Source organism: Streptomyces sp. CB02058 (genome assembly GCF_001905505.1).
Classification (GTDB): Bacteria; Actinomycetota; Actinomycetes; order Streptomycetales; family Streptomycetaceae; genus Streptomyces.
The window spans coordinates 1,056,622-1,080,173 of the sequence record NZ_LIPG01000002.1 but is presented as its reverse complement, the minus strand read 5'-3'; the positions used below and the strand labels follow the sequence as shown (position 1 = coordinate 1,080,173).

Annotated in this window: 26 protein-coding genes and 1 riboswitch; of the genes, 12 read left to right on the top strand and 14 right to left on the bottom strand. The window is 71.1% G+C overall.

The window, feature by feature from the left end; translation table 11 throughout:
- Nucleotides 1-32: 32 nt before the first annotated feature.
- From metF to AMK10_RS12095, 5 genes are all read right to left on the bottom strand, one after another.
- Entirely contained in the window at nucleotides 33-950 is a 918-nt protein-coding gene (gene metF, locus AMK10_RS12115) for a methylenetetrahydrofolate reductase [NAD(P)H] (protein ID WP_073747676.1), read from the bottom strand.
- Between the two features lie 220 nt (nucleotides 951-1,170).
- Nucleotides 1,171-1,821 (bottom strand): thiamine phosphate synthase, encoded by a 651-nt coding sequence (gene thiE, locus AMK10_RS12110; RefSeq protein ID WP_073747675.1) that lies wholly within the window; start codon nucleotides 1,819-1,821, stop codon nucleotides 1,171-1,173.
- Between the two features lie 117 nt (nucleotides 1,822-1,938).
- Nucleotides 1,939-2,304, bottom strand: coding sequence for an Rv2175c family DNA-binding protein (locus tag AMK10_RS12105; RefSeq protein ID WP_014045440.1), 366 nt, complete (start codon nucleotides 2,302-2,304; stop codon nucleotides 1,939-1,941).
- A gap of 68 nt (nucleotides 2,305-2,372) precedes the next feature.
- Nucleotides 2,373-3,605, bottom strand: coding sequence for an NAD(P)/FAD-dependent oxidoreductase (locus AMK10_RS12100; protein WP_073748043.1), 1,233 nt, complete (start codon nucleotides 3,603-3,605; stop codon nucleotides 2,373-2,375).
- Between the two features lie 29 nt (nucleotides 3,606-3,634).
- On the bottom strand, nucleotides 3,635-3,976 hold the full coding sequence (locus AMK10_RS12095; RefSeq protein WP_073747674.1) for a hypothetical protein: 342 nt from the start codon (nucleotides 3,974-3,976) through the stop codon (nucleotides 3,635-3,637).
- Between the two features lie 51 nt (nucleotides 3,977-4,027).
- Nucleotides 4,028-4,140, top strand: a riboswitch (TPP riboswitch).
- Here AMK10_RS12095 and thiO point away from each other — a divergent pair.
- The 6 genes from thiO (at nucleotide 4,138) to AMK10_RS12065 (ending at nucleotide 9,918) form a co-directional block, all read left to right on the top strand.
- Nucleotides 4,138-5,334 (top strand): glycine oxidase ThiO, encoded by a 1,197-nt coding sequence (gene thiO, locus AMK10_RS12090; RefSeq protein ID WP_073748042.1) that lies wholly within the window; start codon nucleotides 4,138-4,140, stop codon nucleotides 5,332-5,334. Its footprint overlaps the riboswitch before it by 3 nt.
- The gene (thiS, locus tag AMK10_RS38490) at nucleotides 5,331-5,615 is read left to right on the top strand and encodes a sulfur carrier protein ThiS (RefSeq protein WP_073747673.1); all 285 of its coding nucleotides are present in this window, start codon (nucleotides 5,331-5,333) and stop codon (nucleotides 5,613-5,615) included. The genes thiO and thiS overlap by 4 nt, the downstream gene beginning before the upstream one ends.
- Nucleotides 5,616-5,617: 2 nt before the next feature.
- The gene (locus tag AMK10_RS12080) at nucleotides 5,618-6,412 is read left to right on the top strand and encodes a thiazole synthase (protein WP_073747672.1); all 795 of its coding nucleotides are present in this window, start codon (nucleotides 5,618-5,620) and stop codon (nucleotides 6,410-6,412) included.
- A gap of 128 nt (nucleotides 6,413-6,540) precedes the next feature.
- Entirely contained in the window at nucleotides 6,541-8,463 is a 1,923-nt protein-coding gene (pknB, locus tag AMK10_RS12075) for a Stk1 family PASTA domain-containing Ser/Thr kinase (protein WP_073747671.1), read from the top strand.
- Between the two features lie 21 nt (nucleotides 8,464-8,484).
- Nucleotides 8,485-9,342, top strand: coding sequence for a deoxyribonuclease IV (locus tag AMK10_RS12070; protein ID WP_073747670.1), 858 nt, complete (start codon nucleotides 8,485-8,487; stop codon nucleotides 9,340-9,342).
- 75 nt (nucleotides 9,343-9,417) lie between these two features.
- Nucleotides 9,418-9,918, top strand: coding sequence for a DUF4396 domain-containing protein (locus AMK10_RS12065; protein ID WP_073747669.1), 501 nt, complete (start codon nucleotides 9,418-9,420; stop codon nucleotides 9,916-9,918).
- An 18-nt stretch (nucleotides 9,919-9,936) separates the two neighbouring features.
- Here AMK10_RS12065 and AMK10_RS12060 read toward each other — a convergent pair whose 3' ends face one another.
- Nucleotides 9,937-10,569, bottom strand: coding sequence for a sulfite oxidase-like oxidoreductase (locus AMK10_RS12060; protein WP_073747668.1), 633 nt, complete (start codon nucleotides 10,567-10,569; stop codon nucleotides 9,937-9,939).
- Nucleotides 10,570-10,723: 154 nt separating this feature from the next.
- On the opposite strand from AMK10_RS12060, the gene bfr reads away from it, so the two are divergent.
- A complete protein-coding gene (bfr, locus tag AMK10_RS12055) occupies nucleotides 10,724-11,203 on the top strand; it encodes a bacterioferritin (RefSeq protein ID WP_073747667.1) in 480 nt (159 codons plus the stop codon).
- 36 nt (nucleotides 11,204-11,239) lie between these two features.
- Here bfr and AMK10_RS12050 read toward each other — a convergent pair whose 3' ends face one another.
- Together AMK10_RS12050 and AMK10_RS12045 are read right to left on the bottom strand one after the other, a co-directional pair.
- Nucleotides 11,240-11,509 carry a (2Fe-2S)-binding protein gene (locus AMK10_RS12050; protein WP_073747666.1) on the bottom strand — a complete coding sequence of 90 codons (270 nt, stop codon included), beginning with the start codon at nucleotides 11,507-11,509 and terminating at the stop codon, nucleotides 11,240-11,242.
- A gap of 159 nt (nucleotides 11,510-11,668) precedes the next feature.
- The gene (locus AMK10_RS12045; protein WP_073748041.1) at nucleotides 11,669-13,015 is read right to left on the bottom strand and encodes a class II 3-deoxy-7-phosphoheptulonate synthase; all 1,347 of its coding nucleotides are present in this window, start codon (nucleotides 13,013-13,015) and stop codon (nucleotides 11,669-11,671) included.
- A 43-nt stretch (nucleotides 13,016-13,058) separates the two neighbouring features.
- Between AMK10_RS12045 and AMK10_RS38675 the strand changes: the two genes are divergently transcribed.
- From AMK10_RS38675 to AMK10_RS12035, 3 genes are all read left to right on the top strand, one after another.
- Nucleotides 13,059-13,175: a trp operon leader peptide gene (locus AMK10_RS38675; protein ID WP_107428402.1), complete on the top strand. Its 117-nt coding sequence runs from the start codon at nucleotides 13,059-13,061 to the stop codon at nucleotides 13,173-13,175.
- A 96-nt stretch (nucleotides 13,176-13,271) separates the two neighbouring features.
- Nucleotides 13,272-15,158 (top strand): anthranilate synthase family protein, encoded by a 1,887-nt coding sequence (locus AMK10_RS12040; protein ID WP_073747665.1) that lies wholly within the window; start codon nucleotides 13,272-13,274, stop codon nucleotides 15,156-15,158.
- A 79-nt stretch (nucleotides 15,159-15,237) separates the two neighbouring features.
- Nucleotides 15,238-15,771, top strand: a complete 534-nt coding sequence (locus AMK10_RS12035) for a hypothetical protein (RefSeq protein ID WP_073747664.1) — start codon at nucleotides 15,238-15,240, stop codon at nucleotides 15,769-15,771.
- Nucleotides 15,772-15,819: 48 nt separating this feature from the next.
- On the opposite strand, the gene AMK10_RS12030 is transcribed toward AMK10_RS12035, so the two are convergent.
- From AMK10_RS12030 to AMK10_RS12010, 5 genes are all read right to left on the bottom strand, one after another.
- Entirely contained in the window at nucleotides 15,820-16,824 is a 1,005-nt protein-coding gene (locus AMK10_RS12030) for a 2-hydroxyacid dehydrogenase (protein ID WP_073747663.1), read from the bottom strand.
- Nucleotides 16,825-16,923: 99 nt separating this feature from the next.
- Nucleotides 16,924-17,961 (bottom strand): 6-phosphofructokinase, encoded by a 1,038-nt coding sequence (locus tag AMK10_RS12025; protein WP_073747662.1) that lies wholly within the window; start codon nucleotides 17,959-17,961, stop codon nucleotides 16,924-16,926.
- A gap of 114 nt (nucleotides 17,962-18,075) precedes the next feature.
- Entirely contained in the window at nucleotides 18,076-18,768 is a 693-nt protein-coding gene (locus tag AMK10_RS12020) for a response regulator (RefSeq protein WP_073747661.1), read from the bottom strand.
- The gene (macS, locus tag AMK10_RS12015; protein WP_073747660.1) at nucleotides 18,765-20,000 is read right to left on the bottom strand and encodes a MacS family sensor histidine kinase; all 1,236 of its coding nucleotides are present in this window, start codon (nucleotides 19,998-20,000) and stop codon (nucleotides 18,765-18,767) included. The genes AMK10_RS12020 and macS overlap by 4 nt, the downstream gene beginning before the upstream one ends.
- 60 nt (nucleotides 20,001-20,060) lie before the next feature.
- Entirely contained in the window at nucleotides 20,061-20,792 is a 732-nt protein-coding gene (locus tag AMK10_RS12010) for a lysophospholipid acyltransferase family protein (RefSeq protein WP_073747659.1), read from the bottom strand.
- Nucleotides 20,793-21,010: 218 nt separating this feature from the next.
- Here AMK10_RS12010 and AMK10_RS12005 point away from each other — a divergent pair, with 218 nt between their 5' ends.
- Nucleotides 21,011-21,790 carry an alpha/beta hydrolase gene (locus AMK10_RS12005; RefSeq protein ID WP_073747658.1) on the top strand — a complete coding sequence of 260 codons (780 nt, stop codon included), beginning with the start codon at nucleotides 21,011-21,013 and terminating at the stop codon, nucleotides 21,788-21,790.
- Complete coding sequence (locus tag AMK10_RS12000) at nucleotides 21,783-22,454, top strand: hypothetical protein (RefSeq protein ID WP_073747657.1); 672 nt, start codon at nucleotides 21,783-21,785, stop codon at nucleotides 22,452-22,454. The genes AMK10_RS12005 and AMK10_RS12000 overlap by 8 nt, the downstream gene beginning before the upstream one ends.
- A gap of 324 nt (nucleotides 22,455-22,778) precedes the next feature.
- Here AMK10_RS12000 and AMK10_RS11995 read toward each other — a convergent pair whose 3' ends face one another.
- Nucleotides 22,779-23,540, bottom strand: coding sequence for an endonuclease/exonuclease/phosphatase family protein (locus tag AMK10_RS11995; protein WP_073747656.1), 762 nt, complete (start codon nucleotides 23,538-23,540; stop codon nucleotides 22,779-22,781).
- Between the last annotated feature and the right edge of the window lie 12 nt (nucleotides 23,541-23,552).

Sequence of the window (23,552 nt, the reverse complement as noted above, 5' to 3'; positions counted from 1 at the left end):
CCACCGCCCCGGTTGGTGGCGGGTACGGCCGGTCAGGACTGCTTGTGCAGTCCGAGATTCTCGTAGATCTCGAGTGTCGCCGTCGAGTTGTTGAGCGTGATGAAGTGCAGCCCCGGGACACCCTCGGAGAGCAGCTTCGCGCAGAACTCCGTGGCGAACTCGATGCCAATGGAGCGTACAGCCGCCGGGTCGTCCTTAGCGGCGAGGATGCGTTCTTTCAGTGAGGAAGGCAGCGACGCGTTGCTGAGCTGCGCGAATCTCTCCAGCTGTTTCACGCTGGTGAGCGGCATCACCTCGGGAATGACCGGGGTGTCGCAACCCGCGGCGACCACACGGTCACGCATCTGGAGATAGCTCTCCGGATCGAAGAACATCTGGGTGATCGCGTAGTCGGCACCGGCTCGGCACTTGTCGACGAAATGACCGATGTCGGAGTCCCAGTCGGAGGACCGGGGGTGCATCTCGGGGAAGGCCGCGACGCCGACGCAGAAGTCACCGGCCTCCTTGATGAGCCGGACGAGGTCGGCCGCGTAGCGCACGCCCTGCGGGTGCTCGATCCACTCGCCCATCGGGTCGCCCGGCGGGTCTCCGCGCACCGCGAGGATGTTGCGGATACCGGCGTCGGCGTACTGCCCGACCATGTTGCGCAGCTCGGCCACGGAGTGGTCGACGGCGGTGAGGTGGGCGACCGGAGTGAGCGTGGAGTCCGCGGCGATCTGCTGGGTCGCGCGCACGGTCCCGGCCCGGGTCGAACCACCTGCCCCGTACGTCACGGAGACGAAGCTCGGTCCCACCGCCTCGACCCGGCGCAGTGCGTTCCAGAGATTCCGCTCGCCCTTCTCGGTCTTGGGCGCCCAGAACTCGAACGAGTACGACATCTCGCCGGTCGCGAGGAGCTCACGCACGGTGCGTGCGTGATCCGTCCTGGTGGAAGGTGTACCAAGGGCCATACCCGGAGGTTAACCAGGGCCCGGCGGTACCCCAACCAGAGGGGCCGATTTGACCGGAATGAGGCGGATTTTGTCCACCCTTCGGACACCTGCCCCGACGCTGCCCCCGGCCCCCTCCCCGGCCCTGTTACCGATCCTTCCCGGGACACCTCCCCGAGAGCCCTCTCCACCGGCCCTCACGGCCGGTACGGGCTGCCCGCGCGGGAGCGGAGCGCCCGCTTCAGAGGGAACGGGCCCGGATGCGCCGCGCGAGGGCCGCGGCCGCCGCAGCCGGATCCGGTGCCTCCGTGATGGCGCGCACGACGACGACACGGCGGGCCCCGGCGTCGAGCACCTCGTCCAGGTTCCCCGCGTCGATCCCGCCGATGGCGAACCACGGCCGCGTCGTGCCGAGCGAGGCGGCGTAGCGCACGAGGCCGAGGCCGGGGGCGTGCCGGCCGGGCTTGGTAGGCGTGGGCCAGCAGGGTCCCGTGCAGAAGTAGTCGACGCCCGCCTCGGTGACGGCGGCGTCGACCTCGGACTCGGCATGGGTGGACCGGCCGATCAGGGCGTCCTGGCCGATGACGGCGCGGGCGGCGGGCACGGGCAGGTCGCCCTGGCCGAGATGCAGCACGTCGGAGTCGATGGCGTGGGCGACGTCGGCCCGGTCGTTCACCGCGAGGAGCGCGCCGTGGCGCTTGCAGGCGTCGGCGAACACGGCGAGGTGTTCGAGCTCCTCGGCCGCCTCCATGCCCTTGTCGCGCAGCTGGACGATGTCGACACCGCTGGACAGCACGGCGTCGAGGAACTCCGGGAGGTCACCCTGCCGCTTGCGGGCGTCCGTGCACAGGTAGAGCCGGGCGCCGGACAGCTGGGAGCGAGGCGTGGACATGATGATTCCCCCGTCGGTGCGTCGATGGATCGCTGGTGCGTCGATGGACGGCCGTGCCCTGACGGCGGAGTGCGGGCCGCGTGTGCCACGGCCCGCACTCCACTCACGGTCGTCCGGTCAGACGGCGAGCGCCTGGGCCCGGCGCTTCACCTCCGTACCGCGATTCTCGCTCAGGGCCTGCGCCGGGGTTCCGGGCAGGGTCGGGTCGGGGGTGAAGAGCCAGTCCAGCATCTCTTCGTCGTTGTAGCCGTCGTCCCTCAGGAGCGTCAGGGTCCCTGCGAGACCCTTGACCACCTTGTTGCCGTCGATGAAGGCGGCAGGCACCTGGAGCGTCCGGTTCTCACCACGTCGTACGGCGATGAGCTGGCCTTCCTTGACCAGCTGCCGCACGCGCGTCACCTCGACATCGAGCATTTCCGCGATGTCGGGAAGGTGGAGCCAGGCGGGGACGAGAGCATCGATCTTTGCGTCAATCTCGGTCACAAGGACAAGCGTGCCATCCCGGACCGACAGTCGGTAGCCGGGCCGGGCGTACGGGACCGCGTCCGGCGCTAGAGCGCCGACAATTTCAGCGGGACGGAGGAGTCGGCGGCCCGCACCGGATCGATCCGGGCGCCGGCCTCGACGAGCTTGCGCCCCTGCGCCAGATCACGCGGCCGGCTGACGGCCAGCACGGCGACCAGGACCCCTTCACGCAGCCAGCAGACCGTCCAGGAGGGGTCCCCCGGGTCGCCCCGCCACAGCAGCGTGTCGGCGTCGGCGTGGTGCCCGGCGTACTGCACGAAGCGGCCGAACTGCTCGGACCAGAAGTAGGGCACGGGGTCGTACGTCCGGGCCACACCGTCCGCGAGGGCGGCGGCCACCGCCCGGGGCCCCTGGAGGGCGTTGTCCCAGTGGTGCACCAGCAGCCGTGTCCCGTAGCGGGCGGAGGGGAAGGACGCGCAGTCGCCCACCGCGTGGACGTCGGGCAGCGAGGTGCGCAGCGAGCTGTCCGCGGTGACCGATCCGTCCGGGCCGAGCGCGATGCCCGAGTCCGCCAGCCAGCCCGTCGCGGGCCGCGCGCCGATGCCGACGACCACCGCGCCCGCGGGGATCACCCGGCCGTCCGCCAGGTGGACGGCGCCCGGTTCGACGCGTGAGACCAGGGCCCCGGTGAGGAGCTCGGTTCCGCTCTCGGCGTACCAGTCGGCCATCGGAGCGGCGACCTCGGCGGGCATCGAGCCCGCGAGGGGGCGGTCCGCCGCCTCCACGACGGTGACCGCGCAGCCGGCGGCGCGGGCCGCGGTGGCGAACTCCGCGCCGATCCAGCCCGCTCCGACGACGACCACGTCGTGCTGCCGGTCCAGGACGGGCCGCAGCCTGGCGGCGTCGTCGAGGGTGCGCAGCAGATGGACGCCGGGCACGCCCTCGGAACCGGGCAGGACGACGGGTTCGGCCCCGGTGGCGAGGACGAGCGCGTCGTAGGCGACGGGCCCTTCGGGGGTGTCCAGTTCGTGCGTGCCGGCGCGCAGGCCGGTCACGTCGAGCCCGAGGCGCAGCGTGATGTCCAGGGCCTCGAAGTCGACGTCGAACGCGGAGTCCTCGGCCTTGCCGAGCAGGACCGCTTTGGACAGCGGCGGGCGGTCGTAGGGCTGGTGCGGTTCGGCGCCGATGAGGGTGACCGGGCCGGTGAAGCCCTGTTCGCGCAGGGCCACGGCCGTCTGCACTCCGGCCATGCCGGCCCCCACGATCACGACGTCACGTGGCCGCCGTCCCGCTGCCGGGTCCTGTGTCTGCTCGCTCACCCGCCCCACCCTAATCACCTGATGTCCCGTCAGCCCGCGAGCTCCTCCACCACACTCGTCCCGCTGCCCTCCTGCGATTCCCACTGCCACGTCTCGTCCAGGCGGACCCGGCCGTCGGGAAGGTCCGTGACGGTCGAGACGCAGTGCCCGGAAGAGGTCGTTCCGTCCTGCTTCAACTGGACGTAGCGGAAGTCCAGTACGTCCGCCTCCCGGGTGCCGACGAGATGGCCGCGGACGACGTCGCCGCCCGCGTAGTCGGCCCAGATCCGGCCGTCCCGCTCGTGGTACGTGAAGCGGGTCCGGGTGCCGACCTGGCCGGGGGCCTGGTCCGCGACGGGTGAGAGGACGAGTCCGTCGAGCGAACGGGCCACGGGCGCTGCTCCCTTACTGCCTGCGGGTGGTGGGGTCTAGGCTGGCCACCGTAAAGCACTCGCGGGAGTCCGGACGTACCGGGCTGAGAGGGAGGCTGGCCGGCCTCCGACCGTACGAACCTGATCCGGGTCATGCCGGCGAAGGGAGGGGCTGGACGCCCATGCGTATCTCCGCACACGGTTCGGACGTTCTGGTCGTGGGGGGCGGCATCATCGGGCTGGTGACCGCCTGGCGGTCCGCCCAGCACGGTCTGCGCACCGCGCTGGCCGACCCGGAGCCGGGCGGCGGGGCCGCCCGGGTCGCCGCCGGAATGCTCGCCGCCGTCACCGAACTCCACTACGGCGAGCAGATGCTCCTCGGCCTCAACCTGGCCTCCGCGGCCCGCTATCCGGCGTTCGTGGCCGAGCTGGAGGAGGCGAGCGGGCAGAAGACCGGCTTCCGCGCCTGCGGCACCCTCGCCGTCGCGCTGGACTCCGACGACCGGGCCCATCTGCGGGAGCTGCACGCGCTGCAACAGCGCTCGGGGCTGGAGTCGGAGTGGCTCAACGGCCGCGAGTGCCGCCGCCTGGAGCCGATGCTCGCCCCGGGGGTGCGCGGTGGGCTGCGGGTCGGCGGGGACCACCAGGTGGACCCGAGGCGGCTGGCCTCCGCGCTGGTCACGGCGTGCGAGCGGGCCGGGGTGGTCCTCCACCGGGACCGGGTCCAGCAGCTGTCGGTGACCGGCGGCCGTGCGACGGGGGCGGTTCTCGCGGACGGTACGGAACTGGCGGCGGACCAGGTCGTACTGGCGGGAGGAAGCCTCAGCGGCCGGCTCGCGGGACTTCCCGAGGCGGTCGTGCCGCCGGTGCGTCCGGTCAAGGGACAGGTGCTCCGGCTGACCGTTCCGCCCGCGTACGCCCCCTTCCTCAGCAGGACGGTGCGGGCCGTGGTGCGCGGCAGCCAGGTCTATCTCGTACCGCGTGCCAACGGTGAGCTGGTGGTCGGTGCAACCACCGAGGAGATGGGCTGGGACACCACGGTCACGGCGGGCGGGGTCTACGAACTGCTGCGTGACGCCCACGAGCTGGTGCCGGGCATCACCGAGCTGCCGCTGACCGAGACCCGGGCCGGTCTGCGGCCCGCCTCGCCCGACAACGCGCCGCTGCTGGGCCCGACGGCGCTCCCCGGACTGCACCTCGCCACCGGCCACCACCGCAACGGTGTGCTGCTGACCCCCGTGACCGGCGATGTGATGGCCCATGTGCTGACCACCGGCGAGCTGCCCGAGGTCGGCCGTCCCTTCGCGCCGAACCGTTTCAGCCCCTCGTCCGGCACCGCGTCCCCCGAAGTCCCCGCGCCGCAGGAGCAGCCCGTATGAACCAGCCCGTGCCCGCCACCGTCCCCGATCCCGCGTCCGGTTCCTCTTCCTCCGCCGGTACCGATCACTCCCCCACCGCGGTTTCCGTCTCCGTCAACGGGGAACGGCGCGACATCCCCGCCGGGACCTCGCTGGACGCCCTGGTCGCGAAGCTGACCGCGGCCCGTTCCGGGGTCGCGGCGGCGGTCAACGAGGCGGTCGTCCCGCGCGGGGAGTGGTCCGCCACGCTGCTCGCGGACGGCGACCGTGTCGAGGTGCTCACCGCGGTCCAGGGAGGCTGACCATGTCCGACGACCTCTTCGCTCTCGGCCCCGCCTCCTTCTCCTCGCGGCTGATCATGGGCACCGGCGGGGCACCCAGCCTCGATGTGCTGGAACGCTCCCTGATCGCCTCCGGCACCGAGCTGACCACCGTCGCGATGCGGCGGCTCGACCCGACCGTGCAGGGTTCGGTGCTCTCCGTCCTGGAACGCCTCTCCATCCGGGTCCTGCCGAACACCGCGGGCTGTTTCACCGCCGGGGAGGCGGTGCTGACCGCCCGGCTGGCGAGGGAGGCGCTGGGCACCGACTGGATCAAGCTGGAGGTCGTGGCCGACGAGCGGACCCTGCTGCCCGACCCGATCGAGCTGCTGGACGCCGCGGAGATCCTGGTCGACGACGGTTTCACGGTCCTGCCGTACACCAACGACGACCCGGTGCTGGCCCGCAAGCTCCAGGACGTGGGGTGCGCGGCGGTCATGCCGCTCGGCTCCCCCATCGGTTCCGGCCTGGGCATCCGCAACCCGCACAATTTCCAGCTGATCGTCGAGCAGTCCGAGGTTCCGGTGATCCTGGACGCCGGGGCGGGGACCGCGTCGGACGCGGCGCTGGCGATGGAGCTGGGGTGCGCCGCTGTGATGCTCGCCTCGGCGGTGACCCGGGCGCAGGAGCCGGAGCTGATGGCCGCCGCGATGCGGCACGCGGTGGACGGCGGGCGCCTGGCGTACCGGGCGGGGCGCATCCCGCGCCGCCATTTCGCGGAGGCGTCCTCGCCGGCCGAGGGCCGCGCGGCGCTGGATCCGGAGCGCCCGGCCTTCTGAGGCCCGCGCGCCGGGGAACCCGTCCTGGTCACAACACGTGCATGCCCCTGTCACGGCTCGGCTCCAGTACGGCCCCGGGGAGCCCCGGGGCGACCCGCCGTGTCGGTGGCAGCTCGTAGACTCCCCCCGTGGACACGACCCTTCAGGACCCGCTTGTCGGGCAGCTGCTCGACGGCCGCTATCGCGTCGACGCACGCATCGCCGTCGGCGGTATGGCCACGGTCTACCGGGCCATGGACACCCGGCTCGACCGTGTGCTCGCCCTCAAGGTGATGCACCCGGCGCTGGCGACGGACGCCTCGTTCGTCGAGCGCTTCATCCGCGAGGCGAAGTCCGTCGCCCGGCTCGCCCACCCCAATGTGGTGGGGGTCTTCGACCAGGGCGCCCAGGGCGCGTACGTCTACCTGGCGATGGAGTACGTCGCGGGGTGCACCCTGCGTGACGTGCTGCGCGAGCGCGGCGCCCTGCAGCCCCGGGCCGCGCTGGACATCCTGGAGCCGGTCCTCGCCGCGCTCGGCGCCGCTCACCGCGCCGGCTTCGTCCACCGCGACATGAAGCCGGAGAACGTCCTGATAGGGGACGACGGCCGGGTGAAGGTCGCCGACTTCGGTCTCGTGCGCGCCGTGGGCACCGCCACGGACACCACCGGCTCGCTCCTGGGGACGGTCTCCTACCTCGCCCCCGAACAGATCGAGCAGGGCACCGCCGACACCCGGTCCGACGTGTACGCCTGCGGCGTCGTGCTGTACGAGATGCTCACCGGCGGCAAACCGCACACCGGCGACAACGCGGCCCAGGTCATCTACCAGCACCTCAACGAGGACGTCCCCGCCCCGTCCGCCGCCGTTCCCGGTCTGGCCGCCGGGCTGGACGAGCTCGTCGCGACGGCCACCGCCCGCAATCCCGAGGTGCGTCCGCACGACGCGGTGGCCCTCCTCGCCATCTCCCGGGAGGCCCGGAGCGCGCTCACGGAGCAGCAGCTCGACGCGGTGCCCCCGCAGGCCCTCGCCGAGGCGCACGACGCCGCCGAGGACCGTACGAGCGTGATCCCCCGGGTGATCCCGGCCGGCCAGGGCACCGCTCACCACACCAGCCGGCTGGAGATGCCCGCCGCTCTGCCGCCCCGGCAGGGCGGAGGCCGCCGGGTGCCCTTCGCGGGTGGCGGCCGTCGCGGGATATACGCGGCGCTCGTCGCCCTGCTGCTGGTGCTGGGGACCAGTGCGGGCGTCTGGTACATCAATTCGGGCCAATTCACCCGGGTCCCCTCGCTGCTCGGCCAGACCCAGAGCGCCGCGGAGAAGCGCCTCTCGGACGCCGGACTGGACATGAAGAGCGTCGACCGCGCCTACAGCGACACGGTGAAGCGCGGCACGGTGATCAGCAGTGACCCCGGCTCGGGTGAGCGCATCCGGAAGAACGACGCCGTGAAGCTGGTGGTCTCGCGCGGTCCCGAGATCGTGAAGGTCCCCGATGTGGAGGGCCTCTCGCTCGGCGACGCCCGGCGCGAGCTGAAGAAGACCGGGCTGGCCCCCGGGATGGTGACCCGGGAGTTCAGCGAGGACATCGCCCGCGGCGAGGTGATCCGTACGGATCCGGCCATGGGCACCGAGCGCCACCCGGACTCGGCGGTCGCCCTGGTCGTCAGCAAGGGCAGCCCTGTCGACGTGCCGGACGTCACGGGCATGGGCACCGAGGACGCCACCGCCGCACTCCAGGAGGCGGGGCTGAAGGCGAAGGTGCTGCCCGAGCGCGTCAACTCCCCGGAGGCCGACGGCGACGTCGCCCGGCAGGCCCCCGGCAGCGGCGCGGAGGCCGCAGAGGGCGACACCGTCGAGCTGACGGTCTCCAAGGGCCCTCGCATGCTGGAAGTCCCCGATGTCACGGGGATGGACGTCGACGAGGCCCGGAGCACACTGGAGGACGCGGGGTTCGAGGTGGAGGTCGACCGCCCGCTCCTCTCGTTCAGCGACACGATCGGGAAGCAGTCGGTCGAGGGCGGGGAGAAGGCCGCCGAAGGCTCCACGATCACCATCAGGACCAAGGCCCTTTAGATCACCGAGGACTGGCAGCACATGCGCAACCCCATAGGCGGACACGTTCCCGTGGCCGGCGGCCTCGCCAAGATCGGCCTCGGCTACGCCCGTGAACTGGCGGCGGAGACGGTGCAGGTCTTCGTGGCCAATCCGCGCGGCTGGGCGACTCCTCCCGGGAATCCGGCGCAGGACGAGCTGTTCCGCTCGGAGTGCGCCGCCGAGTCGATTCCGGCGTACGTCCACGCTCCCTATCTGATCAACTTCGGCTCGCACACCGAGGCCACGGTCGAGCGGTCCGTCCTGTCGCTGCGCCACTCGCTGCGCCGGGCCAGGGAGATCGGGGCACTGGGTGTCGTGGTGCACACCGGGTCGGCGACCGGGGGGCGGCCCCGCGAGGAGGCCCTCGCCCAGGTGCGGACGCACATGCTCCCGCTGCTGGACGAGCTGACCCATGACGACGATCCGTTCCTCCTCCTGGAGTCGACCGCGGGGCAGGGATCCTCGCTCTGTTCACGGACGTGGGACTTCGGGCCGTATTTCGAGGCGCTGGACTTCCACCCGAAGCTGGGCGTCTGCCTGGACACCTGCCACATCTACGCGGCGGGGCACGACCTGACCGGCCCAGCGGGGATGCGGCAGACCCTCGACCTGCTGGTCGGCACGGTCGGCGAGGGCCGGCTGAAGCTGATCCACGCCAATGACTCCAAGGACGTGGTGGGGGCGCACAAGGACCGGCACGAGAACATCGGGGCGGGCCACATCGGCGCCGAGCCGTTCCGCGAGCTGCTCGCGCACCCGGCGACCGAGGGCGTTCCCCTGATCATCGAGACTCCCGGCGGCAAGGAGGGCCATGCGGCGGACGTGGCACGGCTGAAGGAGCTCCGGGGCGCGCACTGACGAAGGGGAATACCCCAGGGGGGTATATGGTTCCCATGATTGCCAGGAACCATGACCCGGCTTTGGGGGCTTCTCATGCAGCACGAGGCGCACGACACGCATCAGGGACACCACGACACCCACCACAACCATGGCGGCGGCGCGAGCTGGAGCATGGCCGCACGAGCGACCCTGCACTGCCTCACCGGCTGCGCGATCGGCGAGGTCCTCGGGATGGCGATCGGCACCGCGCTCGGCTGGGGCAACGTCCAGACGCTCGTGCTCGCGATCGTCCTGGCGTTCTTCTTCGGCTACGCGCTGACCCTGCGCTCGGTGCTGGGCGCCGGCGTCGGTCTCCGTACGGCCGTCCGGATCGCGCTCGCCGCCGACACCGTGTCGATCGCCGTGATGGAGCTCATCGACAACTCGGTGATCGCACTCTGGCCGGGAGCCATGGACGCCGGCCTCTCGGACGCGAAGTTCTGGACCGTCCTGGCCATCGCGCTGGTGGCGGCCTTCGTCGTCACGACACCGGTCAACAAGTGGATGATCGGCCGAGGCAAGGGGCACGCCGTGGTGCACGCCCACCACCACTGACCGGCCGGCACGGGAGCGTCAGAGCTCGGGGCCGTCCCCGGGCTCCTCCTGGTAGGAGTAGCGCTGCTCGCTCCACGGGTCGCCGATGTTGTGGTAGCCCCGCTCCTCCCAGAAGCCCCGGCGGTCCGCGGTCATGTATTCGATGCCCCGGACCCATTTCGGGCCCTTCCAGGCATACAGATGCGGCACGACCAGACGCAGCGGGAATCCGTGTTCCGCGGTGAGCAGTTCGCCGTCCTTATGGGTGGCGAACAGCGTCCGGTCCGATGCGAAGTCGTCCAGTCGCAGATTCGAGCTGAATCCGTATTCGGCCCAGACCATCACGTGCGTGACGTGGGGCGAGGGCGGTGCCAGTTCCACGATCTCGCGGGCCAGGATTCCGCCCCATTCGGCACCCAGCATGCTGAATTTGGTCACGCAGTGGAGGTCTGCCACGACGGTCGAGAAGGGCAGCGCCGAGAATTCCTGGTGATTCCAGCAGTGCTTGTCGCCGTCAGCCGTCGCCCCGAAGACCCGGAACTCCCAGCGGTCCGGCTTGAACTTGGGCACGGGCCCGTAATGGGTGACCGGCCAGCCGCGTTGCAGCCGCTGACCCGGTGGAAGCCCGGACTGCTCTGCTGTGCCGCGTTCCCGGCTTTCCGGCTGACCCATGCCTCCATGGTGACAGACAGGCAGGGGTGGTCATGACCAGGGGAGAGTCGATTCGGGCAACTCATACTAAGCATGCACTTACTGGACGGCCGCGTGGCGCGATGCGAGGATGCGCGCAAACAAACCCAGTTCACCGGTGGAAGGAGCCTCTGCGATGCAGGGCGACCCTGAGGTCCTCGAGTTCCTGAACGAACAGCTGACCGCCGAATTGACTGCCATCAATCAGTACTTCCTGCACGCCAAGATGCAGGACAACTTCGGCTGGACGAAGCTCGCCAAGTACACCCGGGCCGAATCGTTCGACGAGATGAAGCACGCGGAGATCCTGACCGACCGGATCCTGTTCCTCGACGGACTGCCCAACTATCAGCGGCTGTTCCATGTGCGCGTCGGCCAGACGGTCACCGAGATGTTCCAGGCCGACCGCCAGGTCGAGGTGGAGGCGATCGACCGCCTCAAGCGGGGAATCGAGGTCATGCGCGGCAAGGGCGACATCACCTCGGCGAACATCTTCGAGTCCATCCTGGACGACGAGGAGCACCACATCGACTATCTCGACACCCATCTGGAACTGGTCGAGAAGCTCGGTGAGCCGCTCTACATCGCCCAGCTGATCGAGCAGCCGGAGAGCTGATCCGGCAGCGGCGCCGCGGAAGCGGCCACGAGGCCCTCAGGCGGCGTCGGAGAGCCTGCCGTCCGGTGCCGCGCCGAAGGTGACGGGCGCACCTGCCGGGGCGCCCGTCGACGCCGTACGTCCTTCGAGGAGCTCGCGGCGCGGGCAGTCGCCGCGGCCCAGCAGCGCCTGGATCCTGCGGACGCAGCCGCCGCAGTCGGTGCCGGCCTTGCAGGCGGAAGCGATCTGGCGGGGTGTGCACGCTCCGCCGTCCGCATGCTGCTTGACCTGGTCCTCGGTGATGCCGAAGCAGGAGCATACGTACATGCGGTTCACCTCCCGACGGGTCGATCGCTGTGCCGTCCCGATGTCTCGGTGAGGCTAACCTAACCTTACCCGGGAGGCCTCTCCCGCAAAAGCCCCGGTACGACCGTGGGGCACGGATCACATGGATCCGTGCCCCACAGGTGTAACCAGGAGTGATCCCTACTGGTCGCGGTACATCTCGGCGACGAGGAAGGCCAGGTCCAGGGACTGGCTGCGGTTGAGCCGCGGGTCGCACGCCGTCTCGTAGCGCTGGTGCAGATCGTCCACGAAGATCTCGTGGCCGCCGCCGACGCACTCGGTGACGTCGTCACCGGTGAGCTCGACGTGGATGCCGCCGGGGTGCGTCCCGAGCTGCTTGTGCACCTCGAAGAAGCCCTTGACCTCGTCCAGGACGTCGTCGAAGCGGCGCGTCTTGTGGCCGGAGGCGGCCTCGAAGGTGTTGCCGTGCATCGGGTCAGTCACCCACACCACGGCGGCACCGGAGGCGGTGACCTTCTCGACCAGCTCGGGGAGCTTGTCGCGGACCTTGTCGGCGCCCATGCGGACGATGAAGGTCAGCCGTCCCGGCTCGCGCTCGGGGTCGAGGCGGTCGATGTAGCCGAGTGCCTCGTCGACGGTGGTCGTCGGGCCGAGCTTGATCCCGATGGGGTTGCGGATCTTCGAGGCGAACTCGATGTGCGCCCCGTCCATCTGGCGGGTGCGCTCACCGACCCAGACCATGTGGCCGGAGGTGTCGTAGAGCTGGCCGGTGCGCGAGTCGGTACGGGTCAGAGACGACTCGTAGTCGAGCAGCAGCGCCTCGTGCGAGGCGTAGAACTCGACCGCCTTGAACTCCGCCGGGTCCGTGCCGCACGCCTTCATGAAGTTCAGCGCGTTGTCGATCTCACGGGCCAGGGCCTCGTAACGCTGCCCGGACGGCGAGGACTTCACGAAGTCCTGGTTCCAGGCGTGCACCTGGCGCAGGTCGGCGTAACCACCGGTGGTGAACGCGCGGACCAGGTTCAGCGTGGAGGCGGACGCGTGGTACATCTGCTTCAGCCGCTGGGGGTCCGGGACGCGGGCGGCCTCGGTGAATTCGAAGCCGTTGACGGAGTCGCCGCGGTAGGTCGGCAGCGTCACGCCGTCGCGGGTCTCGGTCGGCTTGGAGCGCGGCTTGGAGTACTGCCCCGCGATCCGGCCGATCTTCACGACCGGCACGGACGCCGCGTACGTGAGGACGGCGCTCATCTGGAGCAGCGTCTTCAGCTTGGCCCGGATGTGCTCGGCCGACACGGCGTCGAAGGCCTCGGCGCAGTCGCCGCCCTGCAGCAGGAACGCCTCGCCCTTGGCGACGGCTCCCAGTCGGGCGCGCAGCTGGTCGCACTCGCCCGCGAAGACGAGCGGCGGATACGACTCGAGGTCCGCGAGTGCTTCGCGCAGGGCCTCGGCATCGGGGTACTCGGGCTGCTGCGCCGCGGGAAGGTCTCGCCAGGTGTGGCCACCGGCGACGGAGGTATTGGCGTTCACGGTCACCTTCTCAACATTACGGGGTCGCGGGGCGTGTCCATCCATGCGCTCAACAATTGAGACGCGCGCTCGTTTGTCCGCCGCATCGGCTAGGGTTCGTGGCATGTTCGCGCAGACGACCCAGAACTGGTGGTGGACCGCTCATCCGGCGGCCCGCTGAATCATCGCGCGTACAGACTTCGCGAAGGCCGCCCGGGGGGCGGCCTTCTCTGCGTTTCGGAGCCGGGAGCCGTTCCTCCATCAGGAAGGAACGCCCATGCCCGAACGCTCCATCGACCTCCTGTCCGCCCTGCTCCGGGACGACGCCCCACCCTTCGCCCTGCTGCGCAGGCGGACGCCCGGCCGGGACCACGACACCGTCGAGGTCCTGACCGGCGAGGTGCGGGAGGCCGAACGGCTCGCCGACATCCCCGTCGGCCCGCTGCCCACACTGGCCCTGGTGCCGTTCCGGCAGATCGCCGAGCGCGGCTTCGACGTGCGCGACGACGGCACCCCGCTGTCCGTGCTGGTCGCCGACGAGGCGTACGAACTGCCGCTGGCCGAGGTGCTCGCGCAGCTGCCCGGCCATGACGTGCGGGTCGAGGGGGGCGCCTTCGACGTTCCCGACGAGGAGTACGCGGACATCGTCCGGCGGGTCATCGAGGACGAGATCGGGCAGGGCGAGGGCGCGAACTTCGTGATCCGGCGGACCTTCGGCGGCGAGATCCCCGGCTTCGGCCGTGCCGACGCGCTGGCGCTGTTCCGCCGGCTGCTGGCCGGTGAGCGCGGCGCGTACTGGACGTTCGTGGTGCACACCGGGGAGCGGACCCTGGTCGGCGCCAGCCCCGAGGTGCATGTGCGGATGTCCGGCGGGACCGTCGTGATGAACCCGATCAGCGGGACCTACCGCTACCCGGACCAGGGGCCGACGGCCGAGAGCCTGCTCGCCTTCCTCGGGGACCGCAAGGAGACGGAGGAGCTCTCCATGGTGGTCGACGAGGAGCTGAAGATGATGTGCACCGTCGGGGACATGGGCGGCGTGGTCATCGGGCCCCGGCTCAAGGAGATGGCCCATCTCGCTCACACGGAGTACGAGTTGCGCGGGCGTTCCTCGCTGGATGTGCGGGAGGTCCTGAAGGAGACCATGTTCGCGGCGACGGTCACCGGCTCCCCCGTGCAGAACGCCTGCCGGGTGATCGAGCGGTACGAGCCGGGGGGCCGCGGCTACTACGCGGGCGCCCTGGCCCTGCTGCGCCAGGAGCCCGGCGGGGCGCAGACCCTGGATTCGCCGATCCTGATCCGCACGGCGGACATCTCGGCAGGGGGCCGGCTGAGCGTGCCGGTCGGGGCGACGCTCGTGCGTCACTCCGACCCGGCGGGCGAGGTCGCCGAGACGCATGCGAAGGCGGCGGGTGTGCTCTCCGCACTGGGCGTGCGGCCCGGCAGGCCCGAGGCGGAGGCGAGCCGCCCTCGGCTGGCCTCCGATCCGCGGGTGCAGGCGGCCCTGGACGACCGGCGCGGCGGGCTCGCCCCCTTCTGGCTGCGGATGCAGGAGCGCACACGGGACCTGTCCGGCCATGCGCTGGTGGTGGACGGCGAGGACACCTTCACGGCGATGCTGGCGCATCTGCTGCGCTCCTCGGGCCTCACCGTGTCGGTGCACCGCTACGACGAGCCGGGGCTGCGTGAAACCGTGCGGGCGCACGAGGGCCCTGTGGTGCTGGGGCCCGGCCCCGGCGATCCCGGGGACGCGTCGGACCCGAAGATGCGCCTGCTGAGGGAGCTGGCCGCCGAGCTGGTGCGGGAGCACCGGCACGGGCTGCTGGGCGTCTGCCTCGGCCATGAGCTGATCGCGGCGGAGCTGGGGCTCGAGATCGCACGGAAGGCGGTGCCGTACCAGGGGGCGCAGACCCGGATCGATCTGTTCGGCAGGCCCGAGACCGTCGGCTTCTACAACAGCTTCACCGCGCGTTGCGACGACGCCGCGGCCGCCGAGCTGGGCGCGCACGGCATCGAGGTGAGCCGGGAGGCAGCCTCCGGCGAGCTTCACGCGCTGCGGGGCAAGGGCTTCGCCTCGGTGCAGTTCCACCCGGAGTCGGTGCTGACGCTGCGCGGCGCGACGATCGTGACGGAGCTGCTGGCGGCGCTGCCGGTGCTCAGCTGAGAGCCGTGGACCGAATTGGCATATGCCATTTGACAACTTTAGTTGCCACTCCTGAAGTGAGGTAACTAAAGTTGTCGACATGACACGGAGCGAGGTCACACACGCGGAACTGACAGCACTCGAGAAATCCCTCTGCGACGCCCTGAACCCGCTCGCGTCGGCCTTGCGCGCCCGGAGTTCGGGGCAACCCGAGGACCGGATGTGGGCGGCGGACCCGATCGAGGTGTCGCTGTCGGTCCTCGAGGGCTGGAAGGTGGTGGACTCGGCGGTCGCGCGGCTGACGGAACAGGCCGCGCGGACCGCCGGCTCCTACGGGGCGAGTTACGAACAGCTGGGGGCGGCCTGGGGCATAACCCGGCAGGGCGCCCGCAAGAAGTGGCCCGACGCGGTGAGCAGACCGGCCTCGGGGGCGGAGCCGGGCAGGGTCGAGCTGTTCGGGGGCACGGCCGAGCTCTTCCTGGAGCCCTCGTCCGGCGACTGGCGGTGGACGGGACGCGGTGCGGACGGCACGCGGGGCGCGGCCGATGGCGCTCTCCACTGCGGCACGAAGGAGGAGGCCGCCGCCTACGCGGGCGCGTTCCTGAAGGAACACGCGGGCGACGCGGCGGGCTAGGTGTATTGGTCAAGACCGCCGTGTCAACAACACTCGTGATCAATACACCTAAGGCGTGGGGAGGCCGGGGACGAGGACGTTGCCGCTGCGGCGTCCCGCCAGGTAGTCGGTGACGTTCTGCACGGTGGCTTCGATGATCTGCCCCACTGCGTCCCGCGTGTAGTAGGCCTGGTGCGAGGTCACGATGACGTTGGGGAAGGTGACGAGTCTGGCGAGGGTGTCGTCGTCGATGCCTTCCACGGACTTGTCCATGTAGAAGAGCCCCGCCTCCGCCTCGTACACGTCGAGCCCGACACCGGTGAAACGGCCGGCCCGCAGTTCGGTGACGAGCGCGCGGGTGTCGATGAGGCCGCCGCGGCTGGAATTGACGAGGATCGCGTCGTCCTTCATCAGGGACAGGGCTTCCTTGCCGATGATGTGCTCGGTGGCGGGCAGCAACGGCACATGGAGGCTGATCAGGTCGGCCTCGGCGAAGAGCTGCTCCTTGTCGACATAGGTCATGCCGAGCGCGGTGCAGGCGGGGTTCTCGGCGACGTCCCAGCCGAGGAGATTCATGCCGAAGCCGTGCGCGATCCGGGTGAACGCCTCGCCGATCTTCCCGGTGCCCACCACACCGGCCGTGCGGCCGTGCATGTCCCGCCCGAGGAGTCCGTCGAGCCGGAAGTCGAAGTCCCGGGTGCGGCTCACCGCGCGGACGATGCGGCGGTTGACGGCCATGGCCAGGGTCCAGGCGAATTCGGCGACCGAGTAGGGGGAGTAGTACGACACCCTGGCGACGCGAAGGGCGAGACGTTCGGCCACGTCGAGATCGATGTTGTTGAAGCCGGTGGAGCGCTGGGCGATCATCTGTGTCCCACCCGCCGCGAGGGTCTGCAGGACGGGGCCCCCGAGGTCTGCGTTGACGCTGGTGGAGATGATCTCGTAGCCCGCGGCGATCGGAGCGGTGTCCGCGGTCAGGAAGACGTCCAGGCAGCGGACGTCGTGCAGGCCGGCGAAGGCCTTCTCGATCAGGGGCTTCTCGTCGGACTGCACGCCGAATGCCAGGATTTCCACGACGTCTCCCAGGTGGAGGGGTGGGGCCGGTCCCCGCGAATATACGGCCCGCACCCGTCGCACGCCGCTCGGCCGGGCGGGCGGGCCGAGCGGCGGGACTCAGCCGAAGAAGACCCCCGCTTCCGCGTACAGAGCGGGGTCCACCGTCTTGAGGCGGGCCGTCGCCTCGGCGATGGGAACCCGCGTGATGTCCGTTCCCTGGAGCGCGACCATGACGCCGAAGTCGCCCTCGTGGACGGCGTCGATGGCGTGCAGCCCGAAGCGGGTGGCGAGCCAGCGGTCGAAGGCGCTCGGCGTGCCGCCCCGCTGGACATGGCCGAGGACCGTGGTCCTGGCCTCCTTGCCCGTGCGCCGCTCTATCTCCTTGGCCAGCCATTCACCGACACCGGAGAGCCTGACATGACCGAACGAATCGTGGGAGTCGTCCTTGAGGATCATCTCGCCGTGCGCGGGCGCCGCGCCCTCGGCGACCACCACGATCGGCGCGTAGCTCGCCCGGAAGCGGGAGGTGACCCATGCGCAGACCTGGTCGGTGTCGAAGCGCTGCTCCGGGATGAGGATGACGTTGGCCCCGCCGGCCAGTCCGGAGTGGAGCGCGATCCACCCGGCGTGCCGCCCCATCACCTCCACGACGAGGACCCGCATATGGGACTCGGCCGTGGTGTGGAGCCGGTCGATGGCCTCGGTCGCGATGCCGACGGCGGTGTCGAAGCCGAAGGTGTAGTCGGTCGCCGAGAGGTCGTTGTCGATGGTCTTGGGAACGCCGACGCACTTGATGCCGTACTCGTCGGACAGCCTCGCCGCGACGCCGAGCGTGTCCTCGCCGCCGATCGTGATCAGGGAGTCGACCTCGTACTTGACGAGGCTCTCCCTGATCCGGCGGACGCCCTGGCCGGCGTACTCGGGGTCGAAGGGGTTGGTCCGGGAGGAGCCGAGGATGGTGCCGCCCCGCGGCAGGATGCCGCGCACCGCCGGTACGGACAGCGGCACGGTCTCGCCCTCGAGGGGCCCGCGCCAGCCGTCCCGGAAGCCGGTGAAGTCATAGCCGTACTCCTGCACGCCCTTGCGGACGATGGCGCGGATGACCGCGTTGAGACCCGGGCAGTCGCCGCCCCCGGTCAGTACTCCGACCCGCATTGGAAGCATCCCTTCGCCGAAGTGAGCTCGCTACGGGCCACGCTAATGGTGACCCAGGTCACTCCGGGATGGGTCGTACGGTCAATTCCGCGGCGGTTCGCGGCGGTTGTCCCGTCACACGTCGTCGAGGCCGGCCTCGATCGCGTACCGGACGAGCTCCACCCTGTTGTGCAGCTGGAGCTTGCCCAGGGTGTTCTGGACGTGGTTCTGCACCGTGCGGTGGGAGATGACCAGCCGCTCGGCGATCTGCTTGTACGAGAGCCCCTTGGCGACCAGCCGCAGGACCTCCGTCTCGCGGTCCGTGAGCTGGGGGACCTTCGGGCGGTCGGGGGCCGCGGGGGCGGGGTCGGAGGCGAGCCTGCGGTATTCGCCGAGGACCAGTCCGGCGAGGCCCGGCGTGAAGACCGGGTCGCCCGCCGCGGTGGCCCGCACGGCGTCGGTCAGCTCCTGGGTGCTGGCCGACTTGAGCAGGTAGCCGGTGGCGCCCGACTTCACGGCCTCCAGGACGTCGGCGTGCTCACCGCTGGCGGAGAGCACCAGCACGCGCAGCCCCGGGTTGGAGCCGACGAGCTCCTTGCAGACCTGGACTCCGGGCATCCCCGGCAGGTTCAGGTCGAGTACCAGGACGTCCGGGGCCGCAGCCCTGGCTCGTCGCACGGCGCCCGGACCGTCACCGGCGGTCGCGACGACGTCGAAACCGGACTCGGCCAGATCGCGGGCGACGGCGTCGCGCCACATCGGGTGGTCGTCGACCACCATCACCTTGATGGACCGTTCCTCGGATGCCTGCGTGTTCGGTGTACTCATCGGGCCGATCCTGCCTTCCCCCGTGAAACCTTCGGAACCTTCAACTCGACCTCGGTGCCCTGCCCGGGCACCGAGATCAGCTCTGCCGTACCGCCCAGATCGCGCAGCCGGCCGCGGATGGAGAGGGCGACGCCGAGCCGGCCCTCGCCCTCCGCCTGGTCCAGCCGCCCTTCCGGGATGCCGGGGCCGTCGTCCCGGACGGTGACGATCACCGCGTCGGGCTCGTCCTCGACCAGGATCCAGGCCTGGGCGTCCGTCCCCGCGTGGACCCGTACGTTGTCCAGCGCCGCGCTCACCGCGGCGGCGAGCTCGCGCGCGGCGCCCGCCGGGAGCAGCACCGGGGCGCCCGGCTCCGCGAAGCTGACCCGGGAGCCCGCGTGAACGGCGAGCAGGGTGCGCAGATCGCACTCGGCGTCCTCGGTGTCCTCCTCGTCCTGGCCGCTCTCGCCGGCCACCACACGGACCACCGCTCCCTCGGCGCTGTCCTCGGAGACCCGGGTCGTGGGCACCAGGCCGCTGGAGACCAGGGTGCGCAGGGCGATCTCCTGCTCCCCCGCCATCCGGCCGAGTTCGGCCGCCTCGCCGCCGAGTGCCGTGCCACGCCGCTGGACCATGGCCAGGACCTGGAGGACGCTGTCGTGGATGTCGCGGGCCAGCCGCTCCCGCTCACGGGTGGCCGCCTCGATCTCCAGGGCGCGCGCCAGGGTGCGTTCACTGGCGCGCGCGACCTCGACGACGTATCCGATGGCGATGGAGGCGACCCACACCAGCAGGACGTTGTGGAAGGTGTCCTCGCTGGGCTCGCCGCGCTCGACGATGTTGGCGGCGGCCACCAGGGTGGAGGCGAAGGCAGCCCAGCGCCAGCCGCCCTTGAGCGCGAAGGCCAGGACGGAGCCCGCGGTCCAGATCGACGGGAGCGTCGGGCCGTCGACGTGCTGGGCGTCGAGGTCGGCGAGCGGGGTCAGCAGGATGCCGGTGAGCGCGACGACGAGGTCCAGGCCGAGGAAGCGCTTGGTGCAGCTCGCCGCGTTGGCCACCCTGGGCAGCGTGACGAGCGTCCAGAGGGCGAGGAACGCCAGAAAGGCGACGGCCACCCAGGGCCGCTCGAACGTCGCGCGGCCGAAGCCCGCGAGCAGCGCCGCGTAGATCAGGGTCAGCACGCGGTACGCGGTCAGCGCACGCCACAGCGGCTGCTCGACCGACATCCTCACGACCCGTTCACGCCCGGCCATGTCCCCTCCCCCGGTTCCCGCCCCTGCCATGCTGCCCGCCCCGGAGGGCCGTCGGCGCGTCTACGCGCCGGGCCGTTCCGTTCCCTTGTTCTTCGCTTCGAGCTTCGCGTCCTCGGCGATCTGCCGCTTGGCCGCCGTCGCGTAGATGTCCACGTACTCCTGGCCCGAGAGCTTCATGATCTCGTACATGACCTCGTCGGTCACCGAGCGCAGGATGAAACGGTCACCGTCCATGCCCTGGTAGCGGCTGAAGTCGAGCGGTTCGCCGATCCTGATGCCCGGGCGCATCAGCTTGGGCACCAGCTGCCCCGGGGGCTGGATCTTCTCCGTGTCGATCATGGCCACCGGGATGACGGGCGCGCCGGTGGCGAGGGCCACCCGGGCGAGGCCGCCGGGCTTGCCCCGGTAGAGCCTTCCGTCGGGCGACCTGGTGCCCTCGGGATAGATACCGAAGAGCCCGCCGCTCTCGACGACCTGGATACCCGCCCTGATGGCCGCCTCCCCGGCACCCCGGGCACCGGAGCGGTCCACGGGGAGCTGCCCCACGCCCTTGAAGAAGGCGGCGGTGAGCTTGCCCTTGACCCCGGGTGCGGTGAAGTACTCCGCCTTGGCGATGAAGGTCACCTTGCGGTCGAGGACGGCCGGCAGGAAGAAGGAGTCGGAGAACGAGAGGTGGTTGCTCGCGAGGATCGCCGGCCCCCGTGCGGGGATGTTCTCCAGGCCCTCCACCCACGGCCTGAAGGCGAGCTTCAGAGACCCGCCGATGGAGAACTTCATTGCGCCGTAGATCAACTCGGGTGCCTCCTGTGTGCTGTCGGACAGACCTTAACCTGTGGCGCCGCGGCCCCTCCCGCCCGGCACAGGGGGCCGGGCCCCCACAGGCACAGCCGGCAGGTGCCGTCCGGTCGGGCGGTGACGGCCCTGGTCGGTGTCGGCCCGGTCGCGTACGGTGAAGTAATCCTTTTGCACACCCCCCGCACCCCCGCCCGCTTCATGAACAGGAGACCCCGGTGCCGGTCCTCCCTGGAGCCGAGCCGTTCCGCCACGAGGGCGGAGAGGTCGGCGTCCTCCTCTGTCACGGATTCACGGGATCGCCGCAGTCGCTGCGCCCCTGGGCCGACTATCTGGCGGAGCGCGGGCTCACCGTGTCCCTCCCGCTGCTGCCCGGACACGGCACGCGCTGGGAGGACATGGCGGTCACCGGCTGGCAGGACTGGTACGCGGAGGTCGACCGGGAGCTGCGGGCCCTGCGGGAGCGGTGCACGCGGGTCTTCGTCTTCGGCCTCTCCATGGGAGGGGCCCTGGCGCTGCGCCTCGCCGCGAAGCACGGGGACGAGATCGCGGGCCTGGTGCTGGTGAATCCGGCGAACAAGGTGCACGGCCTGTCCGCGTACGCCCTGCCGGTCGCCCGTCATCTGGTGCGGACGACGAAGGGGCTGACGAGCGACATCGCCCTGGAGGGCTCCGAGGAGGTCGGCTACGACCGGGTGCCGCTGCACTCCGCGCACTCGGTGCGGGCCTTCTTCCGGCTGGTCGACGCCGATCTCCCCCAGGTGACCCAGCCTCTCGTGCTGCTGCACAGTCCGCAGGACCATGTCGTCCCGCCGGCCGACTCGGCCCGGATCCTCAGCCGCGTCTCGTCCCGGGATGTCGAGGAGATCCTGCTGGAACAGAGCTACCACGTGGCGACGTTGGACCACGATGCGGAGCGGATCTTCGACGAGAGCTTCCGGTTCATCGGCCGCCTCGCACCCGATGCCGGCAAGAAGGGGAGCACGTCCGGTGGCTGAGCACGACGCGGAGCGCGCGGGCAGTGACGAGGAGCGCGAACCGCGCCCCACGGAGGGGACGGCCGTCCCCGACGGTACGGAGGGGGCCCGGCCGCTCGACGAGGCCGCGGCCTGGGAGGCGATCGTCGCGGGGTACGGCGAGGAGCCGCCGGACCCGCCGGGTGCCAAGCCCTTCAAGTCCATCGAGGACCTGGCCCTGCTGGAGAACGACCAGCTCAATGTCCTCGATCCCGCTCCCGACTCCGGTACGGGCGAGGACCCGGACAAGGGCACGGGCGGCAAGACGTCCGGCGGACCGCCGGAGAGGAAGCCGCTCGGCGGTTCGGTCGTCTTCGCGCCGGGGGTCGCCGGTCCGCGCGACTACGGCCTGGAGGAGCCCACCGAGGGCGACATCGAGGACCCGGACGACAGCGAGGAGGGACACTTCGTCCCGCCGGAGCCGCCGCCGCTTCCCGAGGCCGATGTGACCGCGAAGTTCGCCTGGCTCGCGGTCGTCGGCGGACCGGTGCTGATGCTGATCGCCGTGCTGATGCAGTGGGACATGACGTGGTGGCTCACCACGCTCTCCATCGGCGGCTTCCTGGGCGGCTTCGCCACCCTGGTGGCACGCATGCCCCACGACGACGAAGAGGACGACGACCCGGGCCGAGGCGCGGTCGTCTGACCCCGGAGCGGCCCGGCGGCCGGGCAGGGACCGGAGGGCCACCCGGCCCCCCGCCCGGCCCGGCGCCGGACCTCTGCCGGACCGCTCGCCCTGCCAGGTTCCGGAGCCCGGCCCGGCTCCCCGCTGCCAAGTGCCGGAGCTCAGCCCGGCGCCGGAGCCCGAGCAGGCGGGCGGCGGGCGGCGGTCAGCCCCGCCCGGCCCGGGCCCCTGCCGGGCGCCGTGCGGGCCGCCGGACGTCAGGCGGCAGGCCCCAAGCGCCCGAGTCCTGGTCCTGCCCACCGCCTGGCAGAACGGGGCGGACCGGAACCGGACCGCCCCGGCCGCTCACTCCCCCGCCGGTACCCGCAGGGCGGCCAGTACGGGCAGGTGGTCCGTGGCCGCCCGCAGGTCCGCGGCGGTGATGCCCGGCAGCTCAGCGGGGACGCCGCAGCCGAGCACCTCGATGCCGTCGGTCGCGAACACCGCGTCGATCCGCTTGCGCGGAGCATCGGGCGGGAAGGTGTTCTCGCCGCCCCATGGCCGCACCGTCCGGCAGTCCTGGAGCCGCCCGGCGAGCCGCTGGAACGCGTTCCCCTCCGGTACGTCGTTGAGGTCGCCCGCCACCACGGCGTGCCGGACACCCATCGCGTCGACCCGGTCGAGCAGCATTCCCGCCTGGGCCTGCCGCTCCTCGCGCTGGAGGCTCAGATGGCAGCTCACGACGCCGAGCCGGGCCCCCGCGATCCGTACCACCGCCGTGGCCAGACCGCGCCGGTGCTGCCCCGGGGTGAGCGGCAGCAGGACGTCCTCCGTCCGCTCCACCGTGGCGCGCAGCGAGCAGAGCAGCATCGGTCCGGCCGCGGTGGCACCGCCGCTGAGCATCACCAGGTCGGTCATCGCGGCGAGCCGGGCCGCCGCCTTGCGCCAGCGGAAGAAACGCGGGGCCTCCTGGACGCACACCAGGTCGGGGGCGCAGGCGCTGATGACACGGGCCAGAGCCTCGGTGTCGTCGCGCAGCGAGCGGACGTTGTAGCTGAGCACCCGGATGACGGCCGAACCGTCCGGCTCGGTACGGGAGTCGGGCAGCGGCATAGGCATGGTGACCATGGAACGCACGAT

Bases quoted from the DNA above. Each gene is read 5' to 3' on its own strand.
- AMK10_RS12060 (WP_073747668.1), bottom strand. From the start codon at position 10,569: ATGGGTCAGCCGGAAAGCCGGGAACGCGGCACAGCAGAGCAGTCCGGG.
- AMK10_RS12025 (WP_073747662.1), bottom strand. From the start codon at position 17,961: ATGCGGGTCGGAGTACTGACCGGGGGCGGCGACTGCCCGGGTCTCAAC.
- AMK10_RS12035 (WP_073747664.1), top strand. From the start codon at position 15,238: ATGACACGGAGCGAGGTCACACACGCGGAACTGACAGCACTCGAGAAA.
- AMK10_RS12065 (WP_073747669.1), top strand. From the start codon at position 9,418: ATGCAGCACGAGGCGCACGACACGCATCAGGGACACCACGACACCCAC.
- AMK10_RS12020 (WP_073747661.1), bottom strand. From the start codon at position 18,768: ATGAGTACACCGAACACGCAGGCATCCGAGGAACGGTCCATCAAGGTG.
- AMK10_RS38675 (WP_107428402.1), top strand. From the start codon at position 13,059: ATGCGCTCAACAATTGAGACGCGCGCTCGTTTGTCCGCCGCATCGGCT.
- macS (WP_073747660.1), bottom strand. From the start codon at position 20,000: ATGGCCGGGCGTGAACGGGTCGTGAGGATGTCGGTCGAGCAGCCGCTG.
- AMK10_RS12070 (WP_073747670.1), top strand. From the start codon at position 8,485: ATGCGCAACCCCATAGGCGGACACGTTCCCGTGGCCGGCGGCCTCGCC.
- bfr (WP_073747667.1), top strand. From the start codon at position 10,724: ATGCAGGGCGACCCTGAGGTCCTCGAGTTCCTGAACGAACAGCTGACC.
- AMK10_RS12080 (WP_073747672.1), top strand. From the start codon at position 5,618: ATGTCCGACGACCTCTTCGCTCTCGGCCCCGCCTCCTTCTCCTCGCGG.
- AMK10_RS12050 (WP_073747666.1), bottom strand. From the start codon at position 11,509: ATGTACGTATGCTCCTGCTTCGGCATCACCGAGGACCAGGTCAAGCAG.
- metF (WP_073747676.1), bottom strand. From the start codon at position 950: ATGGCCCTTGGTACACCTTCCACCAGGACGGATCACGCACGCACCGTG.
- AMK10_RS12040 (WP_073747665.1), top strand. From the start codon at position 13,272: ATGCCCGAACGCTCCATCGACCTCCTGTCCGCCCTGCTCCGGGACGAC.
- thiE (WP_073747675.1), bottom strand. From the start codon at position 1,821: ATGTCCACGCCTCGCTCCCAGCTGTCCGGCGCCCGGCTCTACCTGTGC.
- thiO (WP_073748042.1), top strand. From the start codon at position 4,138: ATGCGTATCTCCGCACACGGTTCGGACGTTCTGGTCGTGGGGGGCGGC.
- AMK10_RS11995 (WP_073747656.1), bottom strand. From the start codon at position 23,540: ATGGTCACCATGCCTATGCCGCTGCCCGACTCCCGTACCGAGCCGGAC.
- thiS (WP_073747673.1), top strand. From the start codon at position 5,331: ATGAACCAGCCCGTGCCCGCCACCGTCCCCGATCCCGCGTCCGGTTCC.